Source organism: Kitasatospora sp. NPDC001527 (assembly GCF_040298605.1).
Lineage (GTDB): Bacteria > Actinomycetota > Actinomycetes > Streptomycetales > Streptomycetaceae > Kitasatospora.
The window spans coordinates 100,947-114,200 of sequence record NZ_JBEPAM010000002.1 but is presented as its reverse complement, the minus strand read 5'-3'; the positions used below and the strand labels follow the sequence as shown (position 1 = coordinate 114,200).

Genomic DNA, 13,254 nt, shown 5'->3' with positions numbered 1-13,254 from the left:
GCATCATGTCCAAGCCCCTGCCCACCGCCGTGCGCACCTACCTCACCGCGCTGCGCGCCCTGCTGGTCCTGACGGTGCTCCTCGGCATCGCCTACCCGCTGCTGGTCACCGGCGTCGCCCAGGCCGTCTTCAACGACCAGGCCAACGGCTCGATCGTCGAGGCCGACGGCAAGGAGGCCGGCTCCAGCCTGCTCGGCCAGAACTTCAACCTGCCCAAGCAGGACCCGAACGACGCCGACGAGGCCCCCCGGCCGGACCCGCAGTGGTTCCAGCCGCGGCCCGGCGCCTACGACCCGAAGGCCTCCGGCGCCTCCAACCTGGGCCCCAACAGCGAGGACCTCACCAAGACCGTCGAGGAGCGCCGCCAGGCCGTCGCCGCGTTCGACGGCGTCGACCCGGCGAGCGTCCCGGCCGACGCGGTCACCGCCTCCGGCTCCGGCCTCGACCCGCACATCTCCACCGCCTACGCCGAGCAGCAGGTCGACCGGGTCGCCGGTGCCCGCGGCCTGCCGGCGGACACCGTCCGCAAGCTGGTCGGGAAGTACACCGACGGCCGCTCGCTGGGCTTCCTCGGACAGCCGGGCGTCAACGTCGTCCTGCTGAACAGGGCTCTGGAGGACCAGAAGTGACGGCCGTTCGGCCGAGCACCTGAGACGGGCCGATCCGGGCCGGGGAGACACCCCGGGCCCGGGTCGGCCCGCCGTCCGTCCCCCGTACGCCGCAGACGACGAAAGAGCAGCGCCCATGGCCCGCGACCTCACCCCCGGCACCGGCCACCGACGCGGCCGGCTGAGGGTGTACCTCGGCTCCGCCCCCGGTGTCGGCAAGACCTACCGGATGCTGGACGAGGCACGGCGCAGACAGGACCGCGGCGCCGACGTCGTCGTCGGCTACATCGAGTGCCACGGCCGCCGGCACACCGAGTCCATGCTGCACGGCCTGGAGGTCCTGCCCCGGGCCCACCGCTCCTACCGGGACGCCGACTTCGAGGAGATGGACCTCGACGCGGTGATCGCGCGCCGGCCCGCCGTCGTGCTGGTCGACGAGCTCGCCCACACCAACGTCCCCGGCGGGCGCAACGGCAAGCGCTGGCAGGACGTCGAGGAGCTGCTGGACGCCGGGATCGACGTCATCACCACCGTCAACATCCAGCACCTGGAATCGCTGAACGACGTCGTCCAGAAGATCACCGGCATCCCGCAGCGCGAGACCGTCCCGGACGAGGTGGTGCGCCGGGCCGACCAGATCGAACTCGTCGACATGGCCCCCCAGGCGCTGCGCCGCCGGATGGCCCACGGCAACGTCTACAGGGCGGAGAAGGTGGACGCCGCGCTCTCCCACTACTTCCGGGTCGGCAACCTCACCGCCCTGCGCGAACTCGCCCTGCTCTGGGTGGCCGGGCGGGTCGACGAGGGCCTGCGCGACTACCGGGCCAGCCACAACATCGACAGGGTCTGGGAGACCCGCGAGCGCGTCGTGGTCGCCCTCACCGGCGGGCCCGAGGGCGAGACGCTGATCCGCCGCGCCGCCCGCATCTCCCGCCCGTCGCCCACCGCCACCCTTGGCCGAGGCGCTTCGCGCCGCCCCTCTCTCCGCACCGCCGGCGGCGACCTGCTCGCCGTCCACGTCACCCGCAGCGACGGCCTGGCCGGCGCCTCCTCCGGAGCCCTCGCCCAGCAGCGGCAGCTGGTGGAGACCCTCGGCGGCAGCTACCACGTGGTCGTCGGCGACGACATCCCCACCTCGCTGCTCGCCTTCGCCCGCGCCCACGACGCCACCCAGCTGGTGCTCGGCACCAGCCGGCGCGGCCGGATCACCCGCTTCCTCACCGGCCCCGGCATCGGCGAGACCACCGTGGACGCCTCCGAGGACATCGACGTCCACATGGTCACCCACGAGTTCACCGGCCGCGGCCGGCTGCCCGCGCTCGGCCGCCGCCACTCCCGGCGGCGCACCGTCGCCGGCTTCCTCGCCGGCCTGGTGGTGCCCTGGCTGCTGACCGCGCTGCTCTCGCAGTTCCACGAGACCGTCAACCTCACCACCGACGCGCTGATCTTCCAGCTCGGCGTGGTGATCGTCGCCCTGCTCGGCGGCGCGACCTCGGCCCTGCTGGCCTCGCTGGTCGCCTCGGTGCTGCTCAACTACTTCTTCATCCCGCCCGTCCACGACTTCACCATCGGCGAGACCAACAACATCATCGCCCTGGTGGTCTTCGCCGCCGTCGCGCTGACCGTCTCCACCGTGGTCGACCACGCCACCCGGCTCACCGCCCGGGCGGCCCGGGCCACCGCCGAGGCCGAGACGCTCTCCACCCTGGCCGGCAGCGTGCTGCGCGGCGCCGACGCACTGCCCGCCCTGCTGGAGAAGTCCCGTACCGCCTTCGGGATGCGCACCGTCGCCCTGCTGGAACGCACCGGCGGCGAGGTGCTGGCCTCCTGCGACGCCTCCGCGGGCGCCGCCGGGGCCGCTCCCGCCGGCGCCGGCGCGGAGCCCGGGCCGGAACGGGACGAGGTGACCACCGAGGTCCCGGTCGGCGCCGACGCCGTGCTGGTCCTCACCGGCCGCCGGCTGCCCGCCGCCGACCAGCGGGTCCTCACCGCCTTCGCCGCGCACGTCGCCGCCGCCCTGGAACGCGACCGGCTCGCCGTGGTCGCCGCCGAGGTCGAACCGATCAAGGCCGCCGACCGGATGCGCACCGCCCTGCTCGCCGCCGTCAGCCACGACCTGCGCACCCCGCTGGCCGCCGCCCTCGCCTCGGTCGGCTCGCTGCGCAGCCCCGACGTCGAGTTCTCGCCCGAGGACCAGGCCGAACTGCTCGCCACCGCCGACGAGTCGTTGGTCAAACTCACCCGTCTGGTGGACAACCTGCTCGACATGAGCCGACTCCAGGCCGGCGCGCTCACCCTGCACCTCGCCGAGACCCACCTCGACGACATCCTGCCGCGCGCCCTCGACTCGCTCGCCGACCCGTACGCGCCCGTCCAGCCGCTCGATCTGGAGACCGTGCCGCCGGTGCTCGCCGACCCGCCGCTGCTGGAACGGGTGCTCGCCAACGTGATCACCAACGCCCTGCGGCACAACGCGCCCGGCGCGCCCGTGCTGGTCGCCGCCAGCCACCTGCGGGACCGCGTCGAGCTGCGGGTGATCGACCGCGGCCCCGGCATCGCCCCCGAGGACCGCGACCGGGTCTTCCTGCCCTTCCAGCGCCTCGGCGACACCGACAACACCACCGGCGTCGGCCTCGGCCTCGCGCTCTCCCGCGGCCTGGCCGAGGCCATGGGCGGCAGCCTGGAGGTCGAGGACACCCCCGGCGGCGGCACCACCATGCTGCTCACCCTGCCCGCGGCGCACGCGCCGTCGGCCGACCACCCCGCGGAGGCCCCCGCGTGAGCGAGATCCTCGTCGTCGACGACGAGCCGGCGCTGCTGCGCACCCTGCGGATCAACCTGGGCGCCCGGCAGTACGCCGTCCGCACCGCCGCCACCGGCGGCGAGGCCCTGGACCGCGCCGCGCGCAGCGCCCCCGACGCCGTCCTGCTCGACCTCGGCCTGCCCGACCTGGACGGCATGGACGTGCTGCGCGGCCTGCGCCGCCGCAGCGCGGTGCCGATCATCGTGCTCTCCGGCCGCTCCGGCGCCGCCGACAAGGTCGACGCGCTGGACGCGGGCGCCGACGACTACCTCACCAAGCCGTTCCTGATGGAGGAGCTGCTGGCCCGGCTGCGCGCCGTGCTGCGCCGCCCGCCGGTCGCCGGCCCGGCGCCCGCGCCGGTGATCGGCGACCACACGGTGGACCTCGACGCCACCACCGTGACCGGTCCGGACGGCCCGGTGCGGCTCACCCCGACCGAGTGGCGGATCCTCGCCCTGCTGCTGGCCAACCCGGGCCGGCTGGTGCCCGGGCGGCAGATCCTGCGCGAGGTCTGGGGGCCGGCCCAGGAGCGGCGCGGCAACTACCTGCGGGTCTACCTGGCCGGGCTGCGGCGGAAGCTGGAGCGCGATCCGGCCCGGCCGCGCCACCTGATCACCGAACCGGGAATCGGCTACCGCTACGAGCCCTGACCGGCCCACGCGTCAACGAGCCGTCAAGAGCGGCCTCCCGAACGACAACAGCCCGTCAAGACCCGCCGGAACCACCCGTTCGCGGGCATAGCGTCAGCGGTGAGGAAGCGGCGTCCCGCTCCATGTGGGGGATGCCTGGGGCGCCGCTTCGCCGCTCCGGCGAGGGGCGCGCGGTGGCCATGCCGCGCGCCCCGATCACTCGTTCGGCCCGCGCCCGTCCGTGCCGTCGGACTGCCGGGGCAGGGCCAGGGCCACGGTGTCGGCGAACTCCCGCACCGCGCTGGTCCGGCTGACCACCCGTCCGCTGTGCACCACCAGCCGGCTGTGCCCGCCCGCCAGCGCCCCGGCCAGGCTGTCCCCGCGCACCGCCAGCAACTCGGCCGGGAAACCGGCGTCCACCCGCACCGGCGGCAGCCCGAGCGCCAGCCGCGCCTGGTTGGACACCGCGTCGTACGCCCCGTCCACGTCCAGCACGCCGCCGGCCGCCAGCAGGTACGCGGCCTCCAGCGGATCGGCCCGACCGACCGGGTTGGCGCCGTCCCGCAGCGACCCGCTGCCGGCCGCCAGCGGCACCCGGGCCTTCACCAGCTCGCGCAGGAGCGCCGGCCGCAGCCCGGAGGGCAGGCCCTCCAGCCCCGCGCAGCCGCCGTTCTGCGGCAGGCAGACCACCCGGACCCCGGCGTTGGCCAGCACCGTCGAGGCGCCCGGCGCGAGCGCGCCGCACGGCCCGAGCACCACCCGGGGCCGCAGCGGTGCCAGCGCCCCGGCCAGCCGGGCGAGGCGGCCCGGGTCGGCGGCGGTGGTGTGCAGGTCCACCGCGCAGTCCGCCTCCCGGGCGGCCTCCAGCAGCAGCTGGACGTAGCCCGCCGGGTCCGGGTCCAGCTCGGGGCAGCCGCCGGCCGCGGTGGCGCCCAGCTTGAGCGCCTCCCGCAGCTGGGCCCGGCCGTCCGCCCCGGCCCGGCCGGTGAGCAGCCGGGGCATCGCCACGGCCTGCAGCTCGGCGAGGCCGCGCAGCGCCTGCTGGGCGGTGAGCACCGCCTCCAGCCGGCGCAGCCCGTGCACGTCGCCGATCCGGACGTGGGTGCGCTGGGCGGTCGCGCCGTAGCCGAGCGAGGTCAGCGCGGCCTCGGTGACCCGCCGGGTGAGCTCGGTGGGGGTCTCCGGCGGGGGCGCGGGCAGCGCTGCGGAGAACGCGACGTCGTAGTGGGCGTGCGCCTCGGCCGGGGCCGGCAGCAGCAGGTAGCCGCGCAGGTCGATCCGGGCCCCGGTGGTGACGGTGGGCCCCCCGGGGAGGGCGGGCAGCGGGCCGAGCCCGCCGGTGGTGCCGACGGCCTGGATCCGGTCGCCGCTGATCCGCACGTCCACCACCCGGCCGTCCGCCAGCCTGGCCCCGGTGAGCAGCAGGACGGGTCCGTGCCCGAGTGGATTGGCGGCCGGGCCGGGTCCGGGGTGCGGCCCGTCGGCGGCTGCGCTGTCCATCGCCAGGCTCCTCGCTCGCGTCCGGCTGCTGCTCGCGTCAATGAGCGACGAGCCTACGGGCGGCGGGCCCGGGGTGCCGGGAGGCGGGCAATAGTCGTATCGGGTCGGGCCGCGGCCGCGGGGGCCGGTCGAACGCCGGGCCTTCGATCGCTCAGCCGTGCGCGCCGCGGACCTGCGGACTTCGCCGCCGGATACGGATTTCACCTCTGGGCGCGGAACGTGTAATCTCTTCCTCGTTCGCCCCTATAGCTCAGTCGGTAGAGCGTCTCCATGGTAAGGAGAAGGTCTGCGGTTCGATTCCGCATGGGGGCTCTGGTGAGAAGGAGTCGGCTTCGGCCGTGCTCCGGATCACTGTGGCGGTGTAGCTCAGTTGGTAGAGCAAGCGGCTCATAATCGCTGTGTCACCGGTTCAAGTCCGGTCACCGCTACCCCGCGTAGTCGGTCGGGAGATCGCACTCCCGGTCGGCTACTCTTGTCTGTGTTCTTATTCATTGTCCAAGGAAGGCACTCCCGTGGCTGCCACCGATGTCCGCCCGAAGATCACGCTGGCCTGCGTGGAGTGCAAGGAGCGGAACTACATCACCAAGAAGAACCGGCGTAACGACCCGGACCGTCTTGAGATGAAGAAGCACTGCCCCCGCTGCAACTCGCACACCGCGCACCGCGAGACCCGCTGACCCTCACCGCAGGGCATCGGGCCTGTGTGAATTCAGGTCTCCGACTCCGGGCCGCATCCCTCACTGGGTTGCGGTCCGGAGTTTTTTTCGTTTGTCCACCGCGTTTCCGAGGAGCTCTGCCGATGGCACTCGACCCCTCCTTCATCGGGCGGACGTACCCGCCCACCGAGCCGTACGAGGTCGGCCGCGAGAAGATCCGTGAGTTCGCCGTCGCCGTGGGTGACGCCAACCCGGCGTACACCGACCCGGAGGCGGCCAAGGCTCTCGGCCACCCGGACGTCATCGCCCCGCCGACCTTCCCCATCGTGCTGAGCATGCGGGCCTCCGCCCAGGTGGTCACCGACCCGGAGCTCGGCCTGGACTACAGCCGGGTGGTGCACGGTGACCAGAAGTTCGCCTACACCCGCCCGGTGCGGGCCGGTGACCGGCTGACCGTCGTGGTCACCGTCGACAACATCAAGTCGCTGGCCGGCAACGACGTGCTCACCGTGCGCGGCGAGATCGCGGACGAGTCCGGCGAGCACGTGGTGACGTCCGTCATGACCCTGGTGGCCCGGGCCGCCGACGAGAAGGCGGGGGAGTGAGCCCGATGACGGTCCGCTACGACGAGATCGAGGCCGGCACCGAGCTGCCGGCGCAGTCCTTCCCGGTGACCCGCGCCACTCTGGTGCAGTACGCGGGGGCCTCCGGCGACTTCAACCCGATCCACTGGAACGAGAAGGTCGCCCTGGAGGTCGGCCTGCCCGACGTCATCGCGCACGGCATGTTCACCATGGCCGAGGCGGTCCGGGTGGTCACCGACTGGGTCGGCGACCCGGGCGCGGTGGTCGAGTACGGCGTCCGGTTCACCCGCCCGGTGCCGGTGCCCAACGACGGCGCCGGCTCGGTGATCGAGGTCACCGGCAAGGTGGCCAAGCTGCTCGACGACCGCAAGGTGCAGGTCGACCTGGTGGCGACCTACGCGGGCCAGAAGGTGCTCGGCATGTCCCGGGCGGTCGTCCGGCTGGCCTGAGCGCGGCCCCGGCGGGGGAGCGTACGGGGCCCCCGTACGCTGGGGGGCGTGCTGGAAGAACTCGACGCCCCCCTCGCCCCGCTGACCACGCTGCGGCTCGGCGGCCCGGCCCGCCGCCTGGTGACCGCGCACACCGACGACGAGGTGATCGCCGCCGTCCGCGCCGCGGACGCGGCGGGGGAGCCGCTGCTGGTGATCGGCGGCGGCTCCAACCTGGTGATCGGTGACGCCGGCTTCCCCGGCACCGTCCTGCGGATCGCCACCACCGGCTTCGCCCTGGACGGCACAACGCTGGAGCTGGCGGCCGGCGAGGTCTGGGCCGACGCGGTGGCCCGCACCGTCGAGGCGGGCCTGGCCGGCATCGAGTTCCTGGCCGGCATCCCCGGCTCGGCCGGCGCCACCCCGGTGCAGAACGTCGGCGCGTACGGCCAGGAGGTCGCCCAGACGGTCACCGAGGTGGTCGCCTACGACCGCCGCACCGGCGAGAGCGTCACCCTCGGCAACGAGGCCTGCGCCTTCTCCTACCGGCACAGCCGCTTCAAGGCGGACCCGGAGCGCTACGTGGTGCTGCGGGTGCGCTTCGCGCTGGAGGACGCCGCCGGGCGCTCCACCCCGGTCCGCTACGCCGAGGTCGCCAAGCACTTCGGGGTGGCCCAGGACGAGCGGGTCGGCCTGCGCGAGGCGCACGACGCGGTGCTCGGCCTGCGGGCGGGCAAGGGCATGGTGCTGGACGCCGCGGACCACGACACCTGGTCGGCCGGCTCCTTCTTCACCAACCCGGTGCTGAGCGCCGAGCAGTACGCCGCCTTCCTGGCGGTGGCCGCCGGGCGCGAGCTGACCGCCCCCGCCTACCCGGCGCCGGACGGGCGCACCAAGACCTCGGCCGCCTGGCTGATCGACAAGGCCGGGTTCGGCAAGGGCTACGGCAGCGGCCCGGCGACCCTCTCCACCAAGCACACCCTGGCGCTCACCAACCGCGGCGCCGCCACCACCGAGGACCTGCTCGCCCTGGCCCGGGAGATCCGGGACGGCGTGCGGGCGGCCTTCGGGGTGGAGCTGGTCAACGAGCCGGTCATGGTGGGCGTCAGCCTGTAGTGCCCGCTCAGGCGGTCAGCCAGGTGTCGATGTCGGCCAGCAGTTCCTTCCTGACGCTCTCCGGCGCGCACGAGCCGCGCACCGACTGGCGGGCCAGCTCGGCCAGCTCCTGGTCGGAGAAGCCCAGGACGTCACGGGCCAGGTCGTACTGGGCGGCGAGCCGGGTGCCGAACAGCAGGGGGTCGTCGGCGCCGAGCGCGAGCGGCACCCCCGCGTCGAACAGCCGCCGCAGCGGGACGTCCCCGGGGTTCTCGTAGACGCCGAGCGAGACGTTGGAGGACGGGCAGACCTCGCAGGTGATCTGACGGTCGGCCAGCCGCTGCATCAGCCGCTCGTCCTCGGCGGCGCGCACGCCGTGGCCGATCCGGCCGGCGCCGAGGTCGTCCAGGCAGTCCCGGACGGACTCCGGGCCGGCCAGCTCGCCGCCGTGCGGGGCGGCCAGCAGCCCGCCCTTGCGGGCGATGTCGAAGGCCCGGTCGAAGTCCCGGGCCAGGCCGCGCCGCTCGTCGTTGGAGAGGCCGAAGCCGACCACGCCCCGGTCGGCGTACCGGACGGCGAGGCGGGCCAGCGTCCGGGCGTCCATCGGGGACTTCATCCGGTTGGCGGCGACCAGGACCCGGATGCCGACCCCGGTGGCCGCGGCGGCGTCGTCCACCGCGTCCAGGATCAGCTCCAGGGCGGGGATCAGGCCGCCCAGCCGGGGTGCGTAGGAGGTCGGGTCGACCTGGATCTCCAGCCAGCGGGAGCCGTCCCGCCGCTCGTCCTCGGCGGTCTCCAGGACCAGCCGGCGGATGTCGCTCTCGTCGCGCAGGCAGGAGCGGGCGGTGTCGTAGAGGCGCTGGAAGCGGAACCAGCCGCGTTCGTCGGTGGCCCGCAGCTTGGGGGGCTCGTCGGAGCTGAGCGCCTCCGGCAGCCGGACCCCGTGCTTGTCGGCCAGTTCGAGCAGGGTGGCCGGGCGCATCGAGCCGGTGAAGTGCAGGTGCAGGTGGGCCTTCGGAAGGTCCCTGACGTCTCGCGGGTTCAGCAGGCGTTCCATTCACGAATCCTGCCGCATCGGGGGGTGCTACGGGAACCGCCCTCTTTCCGTCCCCCGAAGGGGTGAAAAGAGGGCGGTCCGGTCAGCGGCGGCCGACCTGGTTCTCCGAGGGTCAGTCGCGCGCTTCCGACAGCAGCTTCTGGATGCGGCCGACGCCCTCGGCGAGGTCGGCGTCGCCCAGCGCGTAGGAGAGCCGCAGGTAGCCGGGGGTGCCGAAGGCCTCACCGGGGACGACCGCGACCTCGGCCTCGTCCAGGATCAGCGAGGCCAGCTCGGCGGAGGTCTGCGGGCGCTGCCCGCGGATCTCCTTGCCCAGCAGGGCCTTGACCGACGGGTAGACATAGAACGCGCCCTCGGGCTCGGGGCAGACCACGCCGTCGATCTCGTTGAGCATCCTCACGATGGTGCGCCGGCGCCGGTCGAAGGCGGTGCGCATCTCGTGCACGGCCGAGAGGTCGCCGGCCACGGCGGCCAGGGCGGCGCGCTGGGCCACGTTGGAGACGTTCGAGGTGGCGTGCGACTGCAGGTTGGTCGCGGCCTTGACGACGTCCTTGGGACCGATCACCCAGCCCACCCGCCAGCCGGTCATCGCGTAGGTCTTGGCGACGCCGTTGACCACGATGGTCTTGTCGGCCAGCTCGGGCAGCAGGGCCGGCAGCGAGGTGAACTCCGCGTCGCCGTAGACCAGGTGCTCGTAGATCTCGTCGGTGAGCACCCACAGCCCGTGCTCCAGCGCCCAACGGCCGATCGCCTCGGCCTCGGCCCGGGTGTACACCGCGCCGGTCGGGTTGGACGGCGAGACGAACAGCACCACCTTGGTGTTCTCGGTGCGGGCGGCCTCCAACTGCTCGACCGAGACCTTGTAGCCGGTGGTCTCGTCGGTCACGACCTCCACCGGCACGCCGCCGGCCAGCTGGATCGACTCGGGGTAGGTGGTCCAGTACGGCGCCGGGACGATGACCTCGTCGCCCGGGTCGAGGATCGCCGCGAACGCCTCGTAGATCGCCTGCTTGCCGCCGTTGGTCACCAGCACCTGGGAGGCGTCCACCGCGTAGCCGGAGTCGCGCAGCGTCTTGGCCGCGATCGCCTCCTTGAGCTCCGGCAGGCCGCCGGCCGGGGTGTAGCGGTGGTTCTTCGGGTCGCGGCAGGCCTCGACGGCCGCCTCGACGATGTAGTCCGGGGTGGGGAAGTCCGGCTCGCCGGCGCCGAAGCCGATGACCGGACGGCCGGCCGCCTTCAGGGCCTTGGCCTTGGCGTCCACGGCGAGGGTGGCGGACTCGGCGATGGCGCCGATCCGGGCGGAGACGCGGCGGTCGGCGGGGCGGACGGAACTGTCGGGCTGCGGGGTGGAAGCGCTCATGCCTGCATCGTCGCAGACCGCACACGGGCCGGGCATGGCGGTTTCACCATATGTACGGGGCCGTCCACATCGCGGCCGGTGGGGCCCGGGTGACGGCCGGAAAAGAAGAGGTTCGACCAAACGCCCTCCGACCACGTACACTCACTGCTCGACGGACACCGAGCGAACCGGATCCTCCGCCGCCGTGCAGAACCTGTACGGGGATCAGCGGAAGATGCGGTAGGTTGGTGGTCGCTACTGGGGCCGCGAGGTTCCGTAGGGCAATAGCTCAATTGGTAGAGCACCGGTCTCCAAAACCGGCGGTTGGGGGTTCAAGTCCCTCTTGCCCTGCTGCTTGATCCGTATTCAGCCCGTTCGCTCCGAAGAGCGAGCGGGCTTGATGCGGAGAGGGCGCCGATCAGCACCGTTAGCCGGCCGCTCGTGCCCTTCTCGGGCACGCAGTCGACGTCCGGCAGGACCCGGATTCAGGTGAGGACGAGTGACGGAGACCACGGGCTCCACCGCAACGCCTGAGAGCGGCAACCCCGAGGGGACCGACGGCGCTGCCGAGACCACGCCCGCTGAGGGCGAGTCGCGCCGCAAGCGCTCTGGCGACAAGAAGTCCGGCAAGCGCGGCAAGAAGGGCGTCTTCGCCCGGCTCGCGCTGTTCTACCGGCAGATCATCGCCGAGCTCCGCAAGGTCGTGTGGCCGACCCGCAACCAGCTGATGAGCTACACCAGCGTCGTGGTCGTGTTCGTCGTGATCGTGATGGCCTTCGTGTGGGGCCTCGACTACGGCTTCGCCAAGGCCGCCCTCTGGATCTTCGGCTGACGCAGCCGTCCACCTTCGAATCAGCTTCCCCGACCCGGGCCGGTCCTCGGCCCGGGTCGAGCTGTCTGCGTCGGCGGGACGAGGCCGCTACCGTTGACTCGGTACTGTTGAAGTCTCCGGGGCGAACGTCCGGCGACCGCGTGAGCGGAGCGTCGCCGGTCCGTCGCGGAGCGCGCCACCTTCACCATCTCCAGGAAAGAAGCAGCCACCGTGTCTGAGTCCCCCCTGTACGACGCCGACGAGACCGTCCGCGCGGCGGATGTCGCCGCCGAGGACGCGGCCGAGCTGGCTGACGACGTCGAGACCGACGAGCAGCAGATCGTGGACGCCGTCGACGCCGACGAGGACGAGACCGAGGCCTACGACGAGGCCGAGGCCGGGGAGTCGGCCGAGGAGGCCGCGCTGCACGTGGAGTCCGACGAGGAGCCTGCCGAGGAGGCCGCCGCCGAGGAGGCCGACGACACCGAGGCCGAGCCGGCCGTCGAGGTCGACCCGGTCGCCAAGTTCCGCGAGGACCTGCGGTTCATGCCGGGCGAGTGGTACGTGATCCACACCTACGCCGGCTACGAGAACCGGGTGAAGCAGAACCTGGAGCAGCGCGCCGTCTCCCTCAACGTCGAGGAGTACATCTTCCAGGCCGAGGTGCCGCAGGAGGAGGTCGTCCAGATCAAGAACGGCGACCGCAAGACCATCCGCCAGAACAAGCTCCCCGGCTACGTCCTGGTGCGCATGGACCTCACCCCGGAGTCCTGGGGCGTCGTGCGCAACACCCCCGGTGTCACCGGCTTCGTCGGCAACGCCTACGACCCGTACCCGCTGACCCTGGACGAGGTCGTCAAGATGCTCGCCCCCGACGTGGAGCGCCAGGCCGCGAAGGAGGCCGGCAAGCCCTCGCCGGTCAAGCCCAGCGAGATCCAGGTGCTCGACTTCGAGGTCGGCGACTCGGTCACCGTCACCGACGGCCCGTTCGCCACCCTGCAGGCGACCATCAACGAGATCAACCCCGACTCGAAGAAGGTCAAGGGCCTGGTCGAGATCTTCGGCCGGGAGACCCCGGTCGAGCTCTCCTTCGACCAGATCCAGAAGAACTAGTCGTACGGTCTTCGGATTCGGGGCGGGGCCGAGGGCCCCGCCCCGAATCCGTTTTGGTCCAGCGACGCCGAGGCGTTAGCCTGGTCCGATGTGTGTGCTGGCGACCGGGTGTCGCCCCGGATCGGCACACACCAGCAATCACCTCTCGGAAGGACCCGGAGAGACATGCCTCCCAAGAAGAAGAAGGTCACGGGGCTTATCAAGCTCCAGATCAACGCCGGTGCGGCCAACCCGGCTCCGCCGGTCGGCCCCGCGCTGGGTCAGCACGGCGTCAACATCATGGAGTTCTGCAAGGCCTACAACGCCGCGACCGAGTCGCAGCGCGGCATGATCGTGCCGGTGGAGATCACGGTCTACGAGGACCGTTCCTTCACCTTCATCACGAAGACGCCGCCGGCCGCGCGCCTCATCCTGAAGGCCGCCGGTATCGAGAAGGGCTCCAGCGAGCCGCACAAGACCAAGGTCGCGAAGCTCACCAGCGCCCAGGTCCGCGAGATCGCCACCACGAAGATGCCCGACCTGAACGCCAACGACCTGGACGCCGCGGCGAAGATCATCGCCGGCACCGCCCGGTCGATGGGCATCACCGTCGAGGGCTGATCACCCCTTCTCGTTCCCCGTGGTAGGGCCT

13 protein-coding genes and 3 tRNA genes are annotated in these 13,254 nt (G+C 72.7%); 13 read left to right on the top strand and 3 right to left on the bottom strand.

Annotated features, from left to right (window positions below; genetic code table 11):
* Positions 1 to 5 precede the first annotated feature (5 nt).
* The 3 genes from kdpC to ABT238_RS02285 all read left to right on the top strand — a co-directional run bounded on the left by kdpC (position 6) and on the right by ABT238_RS02285 (position 4,061).
* Positions 6 to 629: a potassium-transporting ATPase subunit KdpC gene (gene kdpC / locus ABT238_RS02295; RefSeq protein ID WP_350561827.1), complete on the top strand. Its 624-nt coding sequence runs from the start codon at positions 6 to 8 to the stop codon at positions 627 to 629.
* A 115-nt stretch (positions 630 to 744) separates the two neighbouring features.
* On the top strand, positions 745 to 3,390 hold the full coding sequence (locus tag ABT238_RS02290; RefSeq protein WP_350561829.1) for an ATP-binding protein: 2,646 nt from the start codon (positions 745 to 747) through the stop codon (positions 3,388 to 3,390).
* Complete coding sequence (locus ABT238_RS02285; protein ID WP_350561831.1) at positions 3,387 to 4,061, top strand: response regulator; 675 nt, start codon at positions 3,387 to 3,389, stop codon at positions 4,059 to 4,061. The genes ABT238_RS02290 and ABT238_RS02285 overlap by 4 nt, the downstream gene beginning before the upstream one ends.
* Positions 4,062 to 4,256: 195 nt before the next feature.
* Here the strand turns inward: ABT238_RS02285 and ABT238_RS02280 are convergent, their stop codons facing one another.
* Positions 4,257 to 5,540, bottom strand: a complete 1,284-nt coding sequence (locus ABT238_RS02280) for an amidohydrolase family protein (protein ID WP_350561833.1) — start codon at positions 5,538 to 5,540, stop codon at positions 4,257 to 4,259.
* A gap of 239 nt (positions 5,541 to 5,779) precedes the next feature.
* Here ABT238_RS02280 and ABT238_RS02275 point away from each other — a divergent pair.
* From ABT238_RS02275 to ABT238_RS02250, 6 genes are all read left to right on the top strand, one after another.
* Positions 5,780 to 5,852, top strand: a tRNA-Thr gene (locus ABT238_RS02275).
* Positions 5,853 to 5,895: 43 nt separating this feature from the next.
* Positions 5,896 to 5,968: transfer RNA gene (locus ABT238_RS02270), tRNA-Met, on the top strand.
* Positions 5,969 to 6,052: 84 nt separating this feature from the next.
* Positions 6,053 to 6,217 (top strand): 50S ribosomal protein L33, encoded by a 165-nt coding sequence (gene rpmG, locus ABT238_RS02265; RefSeq protein WP_006604855.1) that lies wholly within the window; start codon positions 6,053 to 6,055, stop codon positions 6,215 to 6,217.
* A 122-nt stretch (positions 6,218 to 6,339) separates the two neighbouring features.
* The gene (locus ABT238_RS02260) at positions 6,340 to 6,801 is read left to right on the top strand and encodes an FAS1-like dehydratase domain-containing protein (RefSeq protein ID WP_350561835.1); all 462 of its coding nucleotides are present in this window, start codon (positions 6,340 to 6,342) and stop codon (positions 6,799 to 6,801) included.
* 5 nt (positions 6,802 to 6,806) lie between these two features.
* A complete protein-coding gene (locus ABT238_RS02255; protein WP_350755416.1) occupies positions 6,807 to 7,229 on the top strand; it encodes a MaoC family dehydratase in 423 nt (140 codons plus the stop codon).
* Positions 7,230 to 7,280: 51 nt separating this feature from the next.
* Positions 7,281 to 8,324 (top strand): UDP-N-acetylmuramate dehydrogenase, encoded by a 1,044-nt coding sequence (locus ABT238_RS02250; protein WP_350561969.1) that lies wholly within the window; start codon positions 7,281 to 7,283, stop codon positions 8,322 to 8,324.
* Positions 8,325 to 8,331: 7 nt separating this feature from the next.
* Here the strand turns inward: ABT238_RS02250 and ABT238_RS02245 are convergent, their stop codons facing one another.
* Together ABT238_RS02245 and ABT238_RS02240 are read right to left on the bottom strand one after the other, a co-directional pair.
* A complete protein-coding gene (locus ABT238_RS02245; RefSeq protein ID WP_350561839.1) occupies positions 8,332 to 9,360 on the bottom strand; it encodes an adenosine deaminase in 1,029 nt (342 codons plus the stop codon).
* A 112-nt stretch (positions 9,361 to 9,472) separates the two neighbouring features.
* The gene (locus ABT238_RS02240; RefSeq protein WP_350561841.1) at positions 9,473 to 10,720 is read right to left on the bottom strand and encodes a pyridoxal phosphate-dependent aminotransferase; all 1,248 of its coding nucleotides are present in this window, start codon (positions 10,718 to 10,720) and stop codon (positions 9,473 to 9,475) included.
* A 257-nt stretch (positions 10,721 to 10,977) separates the two neighbouring features.
* Between ABT238_RS02240 and ABT238_RS02235 the strand changes: the two genes are divergently transcribed.
* The 4 genes from ABT238_RS02235 to rplK all read left to right on the top strand — a co-directional run bounded on the left by ABT238_RS02235 (position 10,978) and on the right by rplK (position 13,223).
* A tRNA-Trp gene (locus ABT238_RS02235) sits at positions 10,978 to 11,050 on the top strand.
* 148 nt (positions 11,051 to 11,198) lie between these two features.
* On the top strand, positions 11,199 to 11,531 hold the full coding sequence (gene secE / locus ABT238_RS02230; RefSeq protein WP_350561843.1) for a preprotein translocase subunit SecE: 333 nt from the start codon (positions 11,199 to 11,201) through the stop codon (positions 11,529 to 11,531).
* A 210-nt stretch (positions 11,532 to 11,741) separates the two neighbouring features.
* Positions 11,742 to 12,623: a transcription termination/antitermination protein NusG gene (gene nusG / locus ABT238_RS02225; RefSeq protein WP_350755269.1), complete on the top strand. Its 882-nt coding sequence runs from the start codon at positions 11,742 to 11,744 to the stop codon at positions 12,621 to 12,623.
* A 165-nt stretch (positions 12,624 to 12,788) separates the two neighbouring features.
* Positions 12,789 to 13,223, top strand: a complete 435-nt coding sequence (gene rplK, locus ABT238_RS02220) for a 50S ribosomal protein L11 (RefSeq protein WP_350561845.1) — start codon at positions 12,789 to 12,791, stop codon at positions 13,221 to 13,223.
* Positions 13,224 to 13,254 lie beyond the last annotated feature (31 nt).